This is a genomic window from Pseudoalteromonas sp. R86517, assembly GCF_042466295.1.
GTDB classification, from domain to species: domain Bacteria; phylum Pseudomonadota; class Gammaproteobacteria; order Enterobacterales; family Alteromonadaceae; genus Pseudoalteromonas; species Pseudoalteromonas atlantica.
In genome coordinates this window covers 3,113,139-3,127,500 of the sequence record NZ_JAXHCB010000001.1, presented here as the reverse complement: position 1 = coordinate 3,127,500, position 14,362 = coordinate 3,113,139, and the positions used below count along the sequence as shown (strand labels likewise).

General features: G+C 43.1%; 11 protein-coding genes, 3 tRNA genes, 2 rRNA genes and 1 pseudogene (1 of these 17 running past the window's edge). 11 read left to right on the top strand and 6 right to left on the bottom strand.

Translation table 11 applies throughout. The annotated features are described in order from the left end of the window. A 23S ribosomal RNA gene (locus SJY38_RS14155) occupies window positions 1-2,617 on the top strand (it extends 270 nt beyond the left edge of the window). Window positions 2,618-2,755: 138 nt separating this feature from the next. Further along, window positions 2,756-2,870: ribosomal RNA gene (rrf, locus tag SJY38_RS14150) — 5S ribosomal RNA — on the top strand. Window positions 2,871-3,032: 162 nt separating this feature from the next. Here rrf and SJY38_RS14145 read toward each other — a convergent pair. Beyond that, a pseudogene (locus tag SJY38_RS14145) lies at window positions 3,033-3,131 on the bottom strand (sugar O-acetyltransferase); the annotation flags it as partial. 137 nt (window positions 3,132-3,268) lie between these two features. Here SJY38_RS14145 and SJY38_RS14140 point away from each other — a divergent pair. Further along, the gene (locus tag SJY38_RS14140) at window positions 3,269-3,925 is read left to right on the top strand and encodes an NAD(P)H-dependent oxidoreductase (protein ID WP_273606248.1); all 657 of its coding nucleotides are present in this window, start codon (window positions 3,269-3,271) and stop codon (window positions 3,923-3,925) included. Between the two features lie 49 nt (window positions 3,926-3,974). Here the strand turns inward: SJY38_RS14140 and SJY38_RS14135 are convergent, their stop codons facing one another. From SJY38_RS14135 to uvrD, 3 genes are read right to left on the bottom strand one after another with little or no spacing between them, the layout of a single operon-like run. After that, window positions 3,975-4,823 carry a chemotaxis protein gene (locus tag SJY38_RS14135; RefSeq protein ID WP_377109994.1) on the bottom strand — a complete coding sequence of 283 codons (849 nt, stop codon included), beginning with the start codon at window positions 4,821-4,823 and terminating at the stop codon, window positions 3,975-3,977. A 58-nt stretch (window positions 4,824-4,881) separates the two neighbouring features. Then, the gene (locus SJY38_RS14130; RefSeq protein WP_377109993.1) at window positions 4,882-6,942 is read right to left on the bottom strand and encodes a GNAT family N-acetyltransferase; all 2,061 of its coding nucleotides are present in this window, start codon (window positions 6,940-6,942) and stop codon (window positions 4,882-4,884) included. After that, window positions 6,920-9,085, bottom strand: coding sequence for a DNA helicase II (gene uvrD / locus SJY38_RS14125; RefSeq protein WP_024031969.1), 2,166 nt, complete (start codon window positions 9,083-9,085; stop codon window positions 6,920-6,922). Before uvrD ends, SJY38_RS14130 begins: the two co-directional genes overlap by 23 nt. 311 nt (window positions 9,086-9,396) lie before the next feature. Here uvrD and SJY38_RS14120 point away from each other — a divergent pair, with 311 nt between their 5' ends. Both SJY38_RS14120 and SJY38_RS14115 read left to right on the top strand, forming a co-directional pair. Further along, window positions 9,397-9,621, top strand: a complete 225-nt coding sequence (locus tag SJY38_RS14120; protein WP_024031970.1) for a hypothetical protein — start codon at window positions 9,397-9,399, stop codon at window positions 9,619-9,621. A gap of 111 nt (window positions 9,622-9,732) precedes the next feature. Continuing rightward, window positions 9,733-10,101: a YacL family protein gene (locus tag SJY38_RS14115; RefSeq protein WP_273589403.1), complete on the top strand. Its 369-nt coding sequence runs from the start codon at window positions 9,733-9,735 to the stop codon at window positions 10,099-10,101. Window positions 10,102-10,231: 130 nt separating this feature from the next. Here SJY38_RS14115 and SJY38_RS14110 read toward each other — a convergent pair whose 3' ends face one another. Next, window positions 10,232-10,876, bottom strand: a complete 645-nt coding sequence (locus SJY38_RS14110) for a peroxiredoxin-like family protein (RefSeq protein WP_377109992.1) — start codon at window positions 10,874-10,876, stop codon at window positions 10,232-10,234. A 105-nt stretch (window positions 10,877-10,981) separates the two neighbouring features. Here SJY38_RS14110 and SJY38_RS14105 point away from each other — a divergent pair, with 105 nt between their 5' ends. Continuing rightward, window positions 10,982-11,605 carry a dUTP diphosphatase gene (locus tag SJY38_RS14105; RefSeq protein WP_377109991.1) on the top strand — a complete coding sequence of 208 codons (624 nt, stop codon included), beginning with the start codon at window positions 10,982-10,984 and terminating at the stop codon, window positions 11,603-11,605. A gap of 8 nt (window positions 11,606-11,613) precedes the next feature. Here SJY38_RS14105 and yrfG read toward each other — a convergent pair whose 3' ends face one another. After that, window positions 11,614-12,261 (bottom strand): GMP/IMP nucleotidase, encoded by a 648-nt coding sequence (gene yrfG, locus SJY38_RS14100; RefSeq protein ID WP_004588668.1) that lies wholly within the window; start codon window positions 12,259-12,261, stop codon window positions 11,614-11,616. A gap of 62 nt (window positions 12,262-12,323) precedes the next feature. On the opposite strand from yrfG, the gene nudE reads away from it, so the two are divergent. From nudE to SJY38_RS14075, 5 genes are all read left to right on the top strand, one after another. After that, window positions 12,324-12,896: an ADP compounds hydrolase NudE gene (gene nudE, locus SJY38_RS14095; RefSeq protein ID WP_029772216.1), complete on the top strand. Its 573-nt coding sequence runs from the start codon at window positions 12,324-12,326 to the stop codon at window positions 12,894-12,896. After that, window positions 12,889-13,680: a 3'(2'),5'-bisphosphate nucleotidase CysQ gene (gene cysQ / locus SJY38_RS14090; RefSeq protein WP_004588670.1), complete on the top strand. Its 792-nt coding sequence runs from the start codon at window positions 12,889-12,891 to the stop codon at window positions 13,678-13,680. The genes nudE and cysQ overlap by 8 nt, the downstream gene beginning before the upstream one ends. A gap of 148 nt (window positions 13,681-13,828) precedes the next feature. Further along, window positions 13,829-13,905: transfer RNA gene (locus SJY38_RS14085), tRNA-Met, on the top strand. Window positions 13,906-13,984: 79 nt separating this feature from the next. Continuing rightward, a tRNA-Met gene (locus tag SJY38_RS14080) sits at window positions 13,985-14,061 on the top strand. A gap of 181 nt (window positions 14,062-14,242) precedes the next feature. Then, window positions 14,243-14,319, top strand: a tRNA-Met gene (locus SJY38_RS14075). Window positions 14,320-14,362 lie beyond the last annotated feature (43 nt).

The following is a 14,362-nucleotide window of genomic DNA, read 5'->3' as shown; positions in this document are numbered from 1 at the left end:
CTTATTATGTGTTAATGGAAGGCTCTGGAAAGTGCCACGATACAGGGTGATAGTCCCGTACATGAAAACGCATTTTAAGTGAAATCGAGTAGGTCGGAGCACGTGAAACTTTGACTGAATATAGGTGGACCATCATCTAAGGCTAAATACTCCCAACTGACCGATAGTGAACCAGTACCGTGAGGGAAAGGCGAAAAGAACCCCTGTGAGGGGAGTGAAATAGAACCTGAAACCGTGTACGTACAAGCAGTAGGAGCCTACTTGTTAGGTGACTGCGTACCTTTTGTATAATGGGTCAGCGACTTATATTTTGTAGCGAGGTTAACCGATTAGGGTAGCCGTAGGGAAACCGAGTCTTAACTGGGCGAATAGTTGCAAGGTATAGACCCGAAACCCGGTGATCTAGCCATGGGCAGGTTGAAGGTTGAGTAACATCAACTGGAGGACCGAACCCACTAACGTTGAAAAGTTAGGGGATGACCTGTGGCTAGGAGTGAAAGGCTAATCAAACCGGGAGATAGCTGGTTCTCCCCGAAATCTATTTAGGTAGAGCCTCGGACGAATACTTACGGGGGTAGAGCACTGTTAAGGCTAGGGGGTCATCCCGACTTACCAACCCTTTGCAAACTCCGAATACCGTAAAGTACTATCCGGGAGACACACGGCGGGTGCTAACGTCCGTCGTGAAGAGGGAAACAACCCAGACCGCCAGCTAAGGTCCCAAAGTCATAGTTAAGTGGGAAACGATGTGGAAAGGCCCAGACAGCCAGGAGGTTGGCTTAGAAGCAGCCATCCTTTAAAGAAAGCGTAATAGCTCACTGGTCGAGTCGGTCTGCGCGGAAGATGTAACGGGGCTAAACTATGCACCGAAGCTGCGGATTCATCTTAGGATGAGTGGTAGGGGAGCGTTCTGTAAGCGGTTGAAGGTGTACCGGGAGGTATGCTGGACGTATCAGAAGTGCGAATGCTGACATGAGTAACGATAATGCGGGTGAAAAACCCGCACGCCGGAAGACCAAGGGTTCCTATCCCATGTTAATCAGGGTAGGGTAAGTCGACCCCTAAGGCGAGGCCGAAAGGCGTAGTCGATGGGAAACGGATTAATATTTCCGTACTTGGTATAATTGCGATGGGGGGACGGAGAAGGCTAAGCAAGCATGGCGATGGTTGTCCATGTGAAAGTGAGTAGGCTAGTGACTTAGGTAAATCCGGGTTGCTGTTAGGCTGAGACACGAGACGAGCACCCAAGGGTGTGAAGTTGCTGATGCCATACTTCCAGGAAAAGCCTCTAAGCTTCAGATTATACCGAATCGTACCCCAAACCGACACAGGTGGTCAGGTAGAGAATACTAAGGCGCTTGAGAGAACTCGGGTGAAGGAACTAGGCAAAATCGTACCGTAACTTCGGGAGAAGGTACGCTCCTATCTGTGATGAGACTTGCTCTCTAAGCGGACGGGAGCCGCAGTGACCAGGTGGCTGGGACTGTTTATTAAAAACACAGCACTGTGCAAAATCGCAAGATGACGTATACGGTGTGACACCTGCCCGGTGCCGGAAGGTTAATTGATGGGGTTAGTTTTCGGACGAAGCTCTTGATCGAAGCCCCGGTAAACGGCGGCCGTAACTATAACGGTCCTAAGGTAGCGAAATTCCTTGTCGGGTAAGTTCCGACCTGCACGAATGGTGTAACCATGGCCACGCTGTCTCCACCCGAGACTCAGTGAAATTGAAATCGCAGTGAAGATGCTGTGTACCCGCGGCTAGACGGAAAGACCCCGTGAACCTTTACTACAGCTTGGCACTGAACATTGAACCTACATGTGTAGGATAGGTGGGAGACTTTGAAGCAGCGACGCTAGTTGTTGTGGAGTCGTCCTTGAAATACCACCCTTGTAGTTTTGATGTTCTAACGTTGGCCCCTGAATCGGGGTTACGGACAGTGCCTGGTGGGTAGTTTGACTGGGGCGGTCTCCTCCCAAAGAGTAACGGAGGAGCACGAAGGTTGGCTAAGTACGGTCGGACATCGTACGGTTAGTGTAATGGTAGAAGCCAGCTTAACTGCGAGACAGACACGTCGAGCAGGTACGAAAGTAGGTCATAGTGATCCGGTGGTTCTGAATGGAAGGGCCATCGCTCAACGGATAAAAGGTACTCCGGGGATAACAGGCTGATACCGCCCAAGAGTTCATATCGACGGCGGTGTTTGGCACCTCGATGTCGGCTCATCACATCCTGGGGCTGAAGTCGGTCCCAAGGGTATGGCTGTTCGCCATTTAAAGTGGTACGCGAGCTGGGTTTAGAACGTCGTGAGACAGTTCGGTCCCTATCTGCCGTGGGCGTTTGAGAATTGAGAGGGGTTGCTCCTAGTACGAGAGGACCGGAGTGAACGAACCGCTGGTGTTCGGGTTGTCATGCCAATGGCATTGCCCGGTAGCTACGTTCGGAACTGATAAGCGCTGAAAGCATCTAAGCGCGAAGCAGGCCTCGAGATGATTTCTCACTAGACTTTTAAAGTCTCTGAAGGGCCGTTGAAGACTACAACGTTGATAGGCAAGATGTGGAAGTGGTGTGAGCCATTAAGCTAACTTGTACTAATTACCCGTGAGGCTTAACCATACAACGCCAAACGCGTTTTGTGACAGAAACAAGCGACAGAAGTTAATAGCTAAAGTAGATAAATACTTAGACTTAAAAAATATTATCAGAATTTCCAAATTTAGTTAGTACGTGAAAACGGACTGACACCCTAATTTGCTTGGTAACAATAGCGTTTTGGACCCACCTGACCCCATGCCGAACTCAGTAGTGAAACGAAACAGCGCCGATGATAGTGTAGCATTTGCTATGTGAAAGTAGGACATTGCCAGGCTCCAAATAAGAGAAACCCGTTACAGCGATGTAACGGGTTTTTTGCTATCTGGGTTTTAATAAATAGCCAAGAGCCCATGCCGCAATTAATACTCACATCTAAACTTATTACGTAGCTCTGGCGAGCGAAGCGACTCCCGACGCTAAAAAACATCGATTATAATTATAGTGTTCTTATCTCACGAGTTGGATTACCAGCAACAACAGTATCCGCCTCTACATTTTTAGTTACTACAGATCCCGCACCAATAACACTGTTATCCCAAAAGGTATGGGCTTGATCTATTATCAATTTTTTTTAGAAAGTCTTTTAAGTATTTTGCTAATTATCAATTGATAGCAAACCCTATAAACTTGCCCCATCTTGTATTTACATACCTTACCAAAGGGGAGAAGAGCATGTCTCATCAAATTATTAAAGACTTACATAACCGTTACACGGCTAAAAAATACGATACGAGCAAACGTATTTCATCGGCGGATCTTGACGTAATTAAAGAAGCTATTCGCTTGTCTGCTTCTTCAATCAACTCTCAACCTTGGAAATTTGTATTGGTAGAAAGTGATGAAGCTAAGCAGCGTTTGCACGATACATTTGCTAACAAGCACCAGTTTAATCAATTACACGCTAAAGAAGCGTCGCATACGCTGTTATTAGCTTACGATCCTAAGTTTACTAAAGAGAAGTTTGTTAAACGTGTGGATGTTGAAGTGAGCTCTGGTCACTTACCAGCGCAACTGCGTGAAAGCTTTATGAGTGCCTACGCTTTTGCTGAAATGAATACGGATGAAAATGGCTACAATGGCAGCTGGACTAAAGCACAAGTTTACCTAGCACTGGGTAACATTATGCATACACTGGCGCGTTTAAATATTGCATCTACGCCTATGGAAGGTGTTGACCCAGAGTTAATCGGTGAGAAGTTTAGCGAAGAGCTTGATGGTCATATTTGTGAAGTGGCACTTGCAATGGGCTACCCAGTTGAAGAAGAAGATTGGAACTTTGGCAAACCTAAAGCGCGTTTACCAGTTGAAGATATTATAGCTACTGTATAACGTGTTGCTATAAGTTAATTAGCCGAGAGCCTTCTCGGCTTTTTTATGTTTAGAATAAACCATACGCTTGTGTTTCTTCGTCTTCCTGTTGTGCTAAATGATCAGGTCTAAATATTGCGCTAGGGTCTATTAAAACACTGTGTTTTTCGGCTAACTTTATTAGCCCTCGCATCATGCCTTTGGTTTGCGGGTCTATATCAAAGCCTACTTCGGTTAATTTATCGAGTGGCTTAATGTCTTCTTTTTTATAATCTATATTGTCCTCTACTTTATCTACTAGTAATCCGATATGCGGGTTGAGCCCATCTTTAGTAGTAAAAACAATAATAGGTTTATAATCGAGTGTTATTTGCTCTTTTGCCGCATCAAACAGACGTTGTAATTGCATAAAGCTGTTGCGCTTTATACTCGCTAAATATTTACTGGTTTGTTTATAGTCTTGCTCGTTATGAGTACTAACTGCACGATCTGTAGCTGTTACTAGCGCTTGAAAAGGCTCATCAAGTTTTTCTATGATAGATTTTAGGTCACTGTTGTCAGTTTTAAACTCTTTATAAAATACGGCGATGTTGTGCAGCTGAGTTTTATCGTTTGTTATTACGTGGCTCTGTTGCGCGATGCTTTTTTCAAATTGGCTAAACCAATCATTAAGCGAGGCTTGCCAGGTTCTTAGCTCATTAAGTGCTTTTTTATTACTTTGCTCTGTAGAGCTGCCATTTAAAATAACACCTAGGTCGAACACCGGCGTGGGTGTTTCCATGTAGTCTTTTACACCAATAAAGCTCTTATTGTTATTTGGCAATGTAGTGAGGTTATTATCAAACCGCTCGGTGAGTAAAATATCGAGAATTTTAAGTGAAATGGTTTTACAGCCCACTTGAAAGTTTATGAATTCCATACCTTTATCTTTAATTGCCTTGTAATGCTTTAAGGATAGAACAAAATAGATAAATAGCTTAAAGGTTGTGTGGTTTTTTAATTAGTGACTTAACTGCGAGTTTAAATTGTTGCTCTAAGGCTTTTTTTCCACTTAAGCAATGTTGCTTGATTAGCTGCTCATTACTGTGGTTTTGTAATACCATTTGTATCAGCAAGTGGCGATCTTCACTTTTAGTTGCCATTAGGCAGGATGGAGAGTGGTTAAATAAATACCATAGTTTTGGCGCGGTATTAAAGCGATTTATTGTACTAATTGCAGTGTTTATAGGTGGGCTGGGCACGCTAGATTCATCGATAAATTTACTTATTAGCTCACTGACTAACTCACTGTCGAGTTGGCTAAAGTGCGTTAATAAACCATAAAACAAATCACTTTTAAATTGCTGAGCTAAGGTATGTAAGCCCTGCGTGGAAGTGTCTAATGCTTTAATAACGAGGGCTGAGTGCTCACCCGTGCTTTTATCTCGCTGATAACCTAGCTTTACAGCACAAAATTCCTGAGATTGCCAAAAACGTAAAAGCCCTGCTGTAGCCCCAAAACTTGCACCTATATAACTACAGGTGGGGGTTAGCTGATGTTGGCAATGCGCTAGCAATGCTTTACCTACGCCTTGTTGGTGCAGGTTAGGTGCAACAGCTATACGAATAACGCGTGCGCTTTGTTTTGTTAAATAGCTTGGCTGTGCGCTTAATTGCGCGAGCGATTGCGCCATTAAATGCCCTTGTGGGCGGCGCTCACCACTGATTACTTGCTTAGCTAGCTCTGCATCCATACCGCCTTCAACTGCTATTAAACACACACCCACAACATGCATGTCGCATCTACTAATAAACAGCCTTTGCGCTGGGGCATCAAGTAATTGGCGTAAATCGTTAACACTGCTCTGGTAATGGGCAAGTGCTAGCAACGCAACTATTTGCTGCAGTAAAGGCTCATTGTCAACGAGTTGCTGTTGAGTGACTTCAACGTGCTCAATGCTATTTAAAGCGGGTGGGTATTCGTTATATTGTGCATCTAAAGCAAAGAGTGTGCGTACATGTTGCTCAAGAGGGTCGCCCTTGGCAAAGCGTAAAGGCTCTTCTAAGTTTACAATTTTTGCCGCTTTGTAATTTGCTTTAATATGTTGCGTAAAGCGAATGGTATAGCCTCGGCCATTACCCTCGTAGCCTACCAAGGTGCTTGCAAAGACTATACGCGGGTAGTGCTTTAACATGGCTAATAGTAGGGGTACAGGGATTGCGGCGGCTTCATCAACCAGTAATAAATCACATGGCGGCAACTGATTAAGCAGTGCATCGGGCGCCATGTATTGTAAATTAGCTAAATGTTTTTGCTGAGCCTTGTATTCGACCTGTAAGGTTTTAGCTAAATGCTTAAAACAGCTATGAGTGGCTCTAAATTGTGTTGCGCATACAATGATTTTTTTATCATGTAATGCTGCGGCTGCAAGACCTAGCGCTGCTGATTTTCCTCGCCCTCTGTCGGCATTAATAATTAAAGGTCTGTTCGCACGCCCTGTGGCCACCTTAATTATTTGCTCAACGCATTGTTGCTGCGCCTGATACTCAATTTTATTTGTTACATTGCTTTTGAGCGGCGACTGTTTAAAGTCAGTGTGTTCATCAAAGTGTATGGCAGGTAGCGTTTGTAAAAGGTGAGAAAAACGTAAATTAAAATAGCTTTGCTGATTACTACACCCATAAGACTGCACGCTTTGCAGCGCTGGGTCTTGCCATGAGGCTAAACGTTGTAAATCAGGCAGTAATAAAAATAAAAGTCCGCCGGCTTTTACGGTGCCGGCTAATGCAGCGAGTTTATCGGGGTAAATGCCACTAAAGCCATCATAAACGGCATGAGGAAACTCTTGCCCAAGTAGTTGATGAGTATGCTCAGGCCAACTTGCATTGGCAAGGCTGCTTGAAAGTAGCTTTACATCATCCGAACGGGTTAACGCGCTTAATAGCTCATAGCACCAAGTAGGCTGGCCTGTAATCAGCACTAACTGGCGATGCTTTGCGCCAGTTAGTTGCTGCGTTAATTGCTCAACACTGCGCTTATACAGCTTGAAGTCGTGCATATGCGGTTACTAACCATTTGCTACCAAGGTCGTCAAAGTTTACTTGCACACGCGATTGCGCGCCGCTGCCTTCGTAATTAAGCACAGTGCCAATACCAAATTTAGCGTGTAGTACACGTTGGCCTAAGTTAAAACCACTTTCTTCAAATACAGCATGGCTTACTGATGCGCTAAAACGTCCTGCAGCAGGCGGTCGTGATACCTGTGTTTTAATACGAATTTCTTCTACGCAATCTTCGGGTATTTCACGTAAAAATCGCGACGGGCTATGGTACTTTTCTTGGCCGTATAAACGACGGCTTTCGGCATGGCTTATGTAAAGTTTGTCCATGGCACGGGTCATGCCCACGTAACAAAGGCGGCGTTCTTCTTCTAAGCGCCCTGACTCTTCATTACTTTGCTGCGATGGGAACATGCCTTCTTCAACGCCCACCATAAACACAAGCGGAAACTCTAAGCCCTTAGCAGAGTGAAGAGTCATCATTTGCACAGCGTCTTCGTGTTCATCGGCTTGGCCTTCACCAGACTCAAGTGAGGTATAAGCTAAAAAGCCTTGTAGTGGTGAGCTAAACTCTTCTTCTTCGGGGAGTTCATACTGATCGCAGGCACTGATAAGCTCTTCTAAGTTTTCTACGCGAGCTCGGCCTTTTTCGCCTTTTTCAGCTTGATACATGGCCATTAAACCAGACGTTTGAATAGCGTATTTGGCTTGCTCTTGCAGTGTAAGGTCGCTAATTTTATCTTCTATGTGCTCTACCAACTCTACAAATTTTGTAACAGCGCTTGCCGCACGACCCGATAAATGTTGTTGTTCAACAATTGCTTTAGCTGCGTACCAAAGAGGCAGCGACTCAGCACGCGCACAGTCGCGTATATGGCTAAGTGTTTTATCGCCAATACCGCGCGCAGGGGTGTTAATTACACGCTCAAATGCGGCGTCGTCTTGGCGGTTTCCTACTAATCGTAAGTACGATAGCGCATCTTTAATTTCTTGACGTTCGAAGAATCGCATACCACCGTAAATACGGTACTTTAAGCCTTCTTGAAGCATGGCTTCTTCGAGTACACGAGATTGTGCGTTACTACGGTATAAAATAGCGGCGTCTTGCAGCGCATTACCAGCATTTAACCAGCTGCGTAGCTTGCTGCTTACAAAGCGGGCTTCGTCTAGCTCGTTAAAGGCGGCATAAATTGATATAGGCTCGCCTTCGTTACCATCGGTCCAAAGGCTTTTACCCATGCGCTCTGAATTATTTTTAATTAGCGCATTAGATGCTTTTAGAATGGTCGCGGTTGAGCGGTAGTTTTGCTCAAGGCGAATAGTTTCGGCGTCAAAATCAGTTAGAAAGCGTTTAATGTTTTCTATTTTAGCGCCACGCCAACCGTAAATACTCTGGTCATCGTCGCCTACAATCATAATGCTTTGTGTATCACCAGCAAGTAGCTTTAGCCATGCGTATTGAATGGTATTGGTATCTTGGAACTCGTCTACCAGCATGTGGGCAAAGCGCTGCTGGTAATGGCGAAGTAGCGTAGGATTATTTTTAAGTACTTCGTAGCTACGTAGCAGTATTTCTGCAAAATCAACTAAACCAGCACGGTCACACGCCTCTTGATAGGCGGCATATACACGTAGCATCATTTGCTCGTTTATATCGTAGGCTTGAATATCTTTAGGGCGCAGGGCTTCATCTTTTTTAGCGCTGATGTACCAGCCAAATTGTTTGGCGGGCCACTTTTTATCATCAATATTCATTGATTTTAATAAGCGCTTGATCATTCTAAGTTGATCGTCAGAGTCTAAAATTTGAAAGGCTTCTGGCAGGTTTGCTTCACGGTGATGAGCGCGCAAAATACGGTGTGATAAACCATGGAAAGTACCAATCCACATACCACCGACAGGGGCTTTTAAGGTTTCTTCAACACGGGTGCGCATTTCTTTAGCGGCTTTATTGGTAAAAGTAACTGCAAAAATACTATAGGCTGATGCTTGCTCAACCTGCATTAACCACGCGATACGATGAACTAAAACACGTGTTTTACCCGAACCAGCACCTGCTAATACCAGCATGTTTTGTAGTGGGGCTGCAACGGCATCGCGTTGTTTGTCATTTAAGCCATCGAGTAATTCAGAAACGTCCATCGTTACGCCTTTTCAATCAATAATGAGGGCAGTATAACAGGTGTTTTTGTTAGGCTAAATAAAATACTGTTTTTATGAACAGCTATTCTAAAAATACTTGTAAAACTAATCCCTTAGTCGCTTTTGTGTACTCTTAAGTAACGATAATTAATAATAAAAATAATCAAATTGACCTATATTTAGTAAAAAATACTAAAGCAGTTATTTAGTAGTAATTTAACTATTTGATTTTTAAGCTTTAATAAATTGGCATAAAGTGTGATAGTAATTAAATAACTAAAACTTAAAATTAATTAACTACAGAGGTGAGTATGTCAGGACAAGGTTCAGGTGGTAATGTAATTGCAGCACTATGTAATATATTTTTCCCCGGTTTAGGTCAATTAGTACAAGGGCGTATTTTAGCTGCTTTACTATTTGCTATTTTCTTTTTTGGCGGTGCCGCACTGTGGTTTTTAGTTGTGCCAGGGATTATTGCCGCGATAGTATACGTTTGGGCAATAATTGACGCCGCGAGATACCGCTCCAGAGATTAGTGATCATAAAATAAGTAATAGCGCCCATTGGCGCTATTTTGCGTTTTAGGGTCGGTGTTTAAGGCTATTTATGGGTATAATTAGCGCATTAGCGTTTTAAAAGTAAAAATTATGGAATATCAATTTATACGTGACCCTATTAGTGGGCTGCGCATTAAAATAAGCAGCGAGCATGCCCTAATTGGCCGCTGGTTAAACGAAGAAATTGGCAAAGAAAAAGTCGAGATGGTACAAGCACTTATTAGCTCGGTAAAAACAAGTTACGAGCCAATAACGTTAAAAGGCCAAGAGATAGACTTAATACTCTCTAAAGACGAAGCCTTATTTGAAGCCCATGCCCTACACCAAGACAGCGAAGATTTAGTCGCCTATCAAGATGATGACTTAATGCTTGAAGAAAATGGCCTAGTGAGTGGTTGTGGCTTTGAAGATTTTATAGATTTAATAGAGTCGTGGGCTGAGTTTAGTGGCTCGCGTTAAATGTTTAAAAGGCCAACCTAGTTGGCCTTTTTTGTAATATCAATTGTGTTAAGTTATTAGGCATTTATAGCGCTCTATTTAGCACCCTAGAATGGTTAAATATTTAAGTCGATTGGTATATATCTACAAATTATTGATTTTCTATTGATTTAACGCCAGCTAATAATAGCTCCTCTGTTAAACGTACTTTGTAATTAGGGTTTGCGTACTGAAAATACACAACGCCGCTTTTATCAATTACAAATACAGCCGGTACAGGTAAGGCGACGTTTACCTTGCCTTGGGCATCAACAAAGTTAACACCGCGCTTATTGCGATAGATAGCAGCTGTTTTATCATCTAAAAAATAAGCTAAACCTAAGGCCTTTGTTAGGGTTAAGCTATCATCTGAAAGCAGTAAATAATTTGGCGAACTTATTTTACTTTGGGCTAGTTTTTCTGGACTATCTGGCGATACTGCAATAATTTGCGCGTTTAAATTAGCGAGTTGCTGCTCAATTTTTTGTATATTAGCCAGTTGTTTTGAGCAATAAGGACACCAACCTCCGCGGTAAATAATAAGCACCGTTGTTTTTTCAGCAAAGCGCTTTTGTAACTCTACATTATTACCATGTTGATCTTTGAGCGTTATATTAGGCACGCTTAAGCCAGGTAATAATGGTGATACTTGCTCAGGGGCTGCAGCAATTCCTTCTGTACTTGCTTGCGCATTCGTTACTAAAAAAGCAGCCATTGCAATAGTCGCCAAGGTGTGCAGTAACACTTTACTCATCATTATTTCCTGCCCTGTTTTTATGTGCTGTTTATAATAGATCAAAAATGCACTTTTTATTATTTGCCTGTATCATAAGCGTAATTTAAAAGCTCAAGTGGAAACGATATGTCAGCCAACTTAAATAAGCTAGTAGTAATGCTAGAAATGCAAAATGCCATGAACACTAAAGTTCATGATCAATGGTTTAGCCAAGGCTTTGAGTGGTACAGAGCCATTTGGGTAGAGTGTGCAGAAATGCTAGATCATTACGGTTGGAAGTGGTGGAAAAAACAAACCCCAGACACCGAGCAAGTAATTCTAGAATTGGTTGATATATTTCATTTTGGTTTGTCGTTAAGAATTGACGGAACAACCTCTTACGAAGATTTAGCTAAGCAGCTAGAACAAGAACTTAGCGCACCACAGGCCGCAGATGACTTTAAACAAACTCTTGAAATATTAGCAGCTTCAGCAGTTGCAAATAAAACCTTTAACGCGGCCGCGTTTGCAGGGTGTATGGCGCAAATAGGGATGGATATTGACGATTTATACCGCGGTTACGTAGGTAAAAACACGTTAAACTTTTTCCGCCAAGATCATGGCTACAAAGATGGCAGCTACATCAAAGTATGGAATGGCCAAGAAGATAACGAGCATTTAGTCGAAGTCGTTAAAAGCCTTGATACCGAACATGCCGACTTTGCAAAGTTAGTATATCAAGGCCTAGTGGCGCGTTACCCGCAACAATAATCTAGCTGCTAGATTATGTTTCTGTAGTCGGTTACGTTTAAGTAATCGGCTATTACATTATGTGGTTGCTGGCTATCTGGGTTGGCCACCGCAAGTAAATGTTCAATGCCGTATTCTCGGGCAGCATTTAAAACAGGCACACTGTCATCAACAAACAAAGTGCGCTGCTTATTAAACCCTAAGTCTTTTTGTACTTGATGCCATAAACTTTGCTGCTCTTTACTCACTCCGTATTGATGAGTAGACACCACGCCATCTAAATAATTATCTATCGCGGTATGTTCAAATTTAAGCATGACGTTTTCTGGGTGGGCGTTAGTTAAAAGAATTAGCTCTTTACCTGCTTTTTTTAGCTCAGTTAAAAAGTGGGGCACATCTTCGCGTACTTTTATTAAGTGCTGGGTTTGGCGTTTTAATTCCATTATCGGTAAATTGAGTTGCTCTTGCCAATAATCTAAGCAATACCACTGTATTTGACCACTTACCGCTTGATAGCGTTTGTGCATATCGGCTTTTGCTTCATCAAGGGTAATATTGCGAGTGAGCGCAAGTTGCTCTGGTACAACGTTAAGCCAAAAGTGACTATCGAAATGTAAATCGAGTAATGTTCCGTCCATATCGAGTAAAACGGTATCGATTTTTGACCAATTTAGCATGGGCTTTTCCTTGTGAAAAGTTTATGATTAAGCACAACTGCCATGATAGCAAAATAACGCCAATGACACAGAAAAAGCACCCAACTCCGCCTCAAATTATTAGTAACAATGTAGTTGCTAAAAGCCGTTTATTTACTGTTGAATCGTTAGAGCTTAAGTTTTCTAATGACGAAGAGCGCCAGTATGAGCGCATACGTGGCGGTGGCCGCGGGGCTGTAATGATTGTACCAATAACTGCAGATAACGAAATGCTACTGGTACGTGAGTATTGCGCGGGCACAAACGACTACCAATTAGGCTTTCCTAAAGGTTTGATAGACCCAGGCGAAACACCACAGCAAGCTGCAAACAGAGAGCTTAAAGAAGAAGTGGGTTTTGGTGCTGAATTTTTTGAGCCGCTAAAAGTAGTATCAATGGCGCCAAGTTACTTTAACGCGACCATGCATATTTTATTTGCTAAGCAACTATATCCGCAAACGTTAGAAGGTGATGAGCCCGAACCTTTAGTGGTTGTTAAGTGGCCATTAACAGATTGGCAGTCATTATTAGAGCAAGACGATTTTACCGAAGCTCGCAGTGTTGCCGCTTTGCTATTATTAAATAAGTATTTAGCGTCTGGAGCTGCAAATGAATAAATTACTAGAGCCTTGTATTGAACTTGCACAGAGTGCAGGCGATGCCATTATGGCTATTTATAAAAAAGACGATATTGGCCAGCAAGAAAAGTCAGACTCTACGCCTGTTACAAAAGCAGACTTAGCGTCTAACGATGTGCTTGTTGCTGGTTTAAAAGCGCTTGCGCCCGACATTCCTATCATGTCGGAAGAAACGCCTATTCCGGCACTTGCCCAAAGAAAGAACTGGCAACGCTATTGGTTATTAGATCCGATGGACGGCACCGGCGAGTTTATTTTAGAAAGTGGTGACTTTGCCGTTAATATTGCACTTATTGAAAATAATCACCCCGTTTTAGGTGTGATTCATTGGCCAGCAAAAGGGATCACTTACTTTGCTACTGCTAATCAGGGGGCATTTAAACGAGAAAATGGTAGCGACACAAAAATGTCGGTAGCAACACCCGATAACCTAACGTTGGCAGTAAGCCGTAGACAAAAAATTGAAGCGGTCAGTCAGTATTTAAATACGCAGTTTGCCACTATTGCAGTAGGCTCGTGCTCGCTAAAAGCATGTATAGTTGCCGAGGGCAAAGCCGACTGCTTTTTACGAATTGGTCCTACAGGCGAGTGGGATACCGGCGCGTCACAAGTTATTGTAGAAGAAGCGGGTGGGTGTATAACCGATGCAGAGTTTAATCCGCTTACTTATAACCAGCGTGAGAGCACTGAAAATCCTGACTTTATTGTAATGGGGCACCCAGATTGGGAGTTTCAAAAAATGATAAGCCCACATCAGAGGTAGCTATTTATAGGGCTTGTTGATTGCTTTTTGTTCGGTTGAACACAATTAACTAGTTAAAGCCTTGCAATATAAGTTTATTCCTATATTATAGCGCTCTCTTCGAAACAGGCTCGTCATTAACACGAAACTATTTCAAAGAAATTACAGGCGCGGGATGGAGCAGCCTGGTAGCTCGTCGGGCTCATAACCCGAAGGTCGTCGGTTCAAATCCGGCTCCCGCAACCAATTTTTTTAAAAGCTTGGTTACTGTAAACTCTAACTTAAGAGATTAAATTAAGTAGTCGATAGACTTAAAATATACAGGCGCGGGATGGAGCAGCCTGGTAGCTCGTCGGGCTCATAACCCGAAGGTCGTCGGTTCAAATCCGGCTCCCGCAACCAATTTCCTTTAGGGGTTTGAGGTTACTGTAAAACGTTAGTTAAAGAAAAGCTTGTCGGTCTCAGCTCTTCATTAGCCGCAAAAGTAGTCGTTTTAAATCCGGCTCCCGCAACCAATTTCCTTTAGGAAGTTGGCAGCCACGTTGTAATGTAAGCAACGCTAAATAAGTATACATATTTCAGGCGCGGGATGGAGCAGCCTGGTAGCTCGTCGGGCTCATAACCCGAAGGTCGTCGGTTCAAATCCGGCTCCCGCAACCACTGAAATAATAAGTTATATTTAATCGACACGCCAAAAGCGTGT

Excerpts from the sequence above, each read along its gene's own strand:
- SJY38_RS14140 (WP_273606248.1), top strand. The coding sequence starts at position 3,269 with ATGTCTCATCAAATTATTAAAGACTTACATAACCGTTACACGGCTAAA.
- SJY38_RS14135 (WP_377109994.1), bottom strand. The coding sequence starts at position 4,823 with ATGGAATTCATAAACTTTCAAGTGGGCTGTAAAACCATTTCACTTAAA.
- SJY38_RS14130 (WP_377109993.1), bottom strand. The coding sequence starts at position 6,942 with ATGCACGACTTCAAGCTGTATAAGCGCAGTGTTGAGCAATTAACGCAG.
- uvrD (WP_024031969.1), bottom strand. The coding sequence starts at position 9,085 with ATGGACGTTTCTGAATTACTCGATGGCTTAAATGACAAACAACGCGAT.
- SJY38_RS14120 (WP_024031970.1), top strand. The coding sequence starts at position 9,397 with ATGTCAGGACAAGGTTCAGGTGGTAATGTAATTGCAGCACTATGTAAT.
- SJY38_RS14115 (WP_273589403.1), top strand. The coding sequence starts at position 9,733 with ATGGAATATCAATTTATACGTGACCCTATTAGTGGGCTGCGCATTAAA.
- SJY38_RS14110 (WP_377109992.1), bottom strand. The coding sequence starts at position 10,876 with ATGATGAGTAAAGTGTTACTGCACACCTTGGCGACTATTGCAATGGCT.
- SJY38_RS14105 (WP_377109991.1), top strand. The coding sequence starts at position 10,982 with ATGTCAGCCAACTTAAATAAGCTAGTAGTAATGCTAGAAATGCAAAAT.
- yrfG (WP_004588668.1), bottom strand. The coding sequence starts at position 12,261 with ATGCTAAATTGGTCAAAAATCGATACCGTTTTACTCGATATGGACGGA.
- nudE (WP_029772216.1), top strand. The coding sequence starts at position 12,324 with ATGACACAGAAAAAGCACCCAACTCCGCCTCAAATTATTAGTAACAAT.
- cysQ (WP_004588670.1), top strand. The coding sequence starts at position 12,889 with ATGAATAAATTACTAGAGCCTTGTATTGAACTTGCACAGAGTGCAGGC.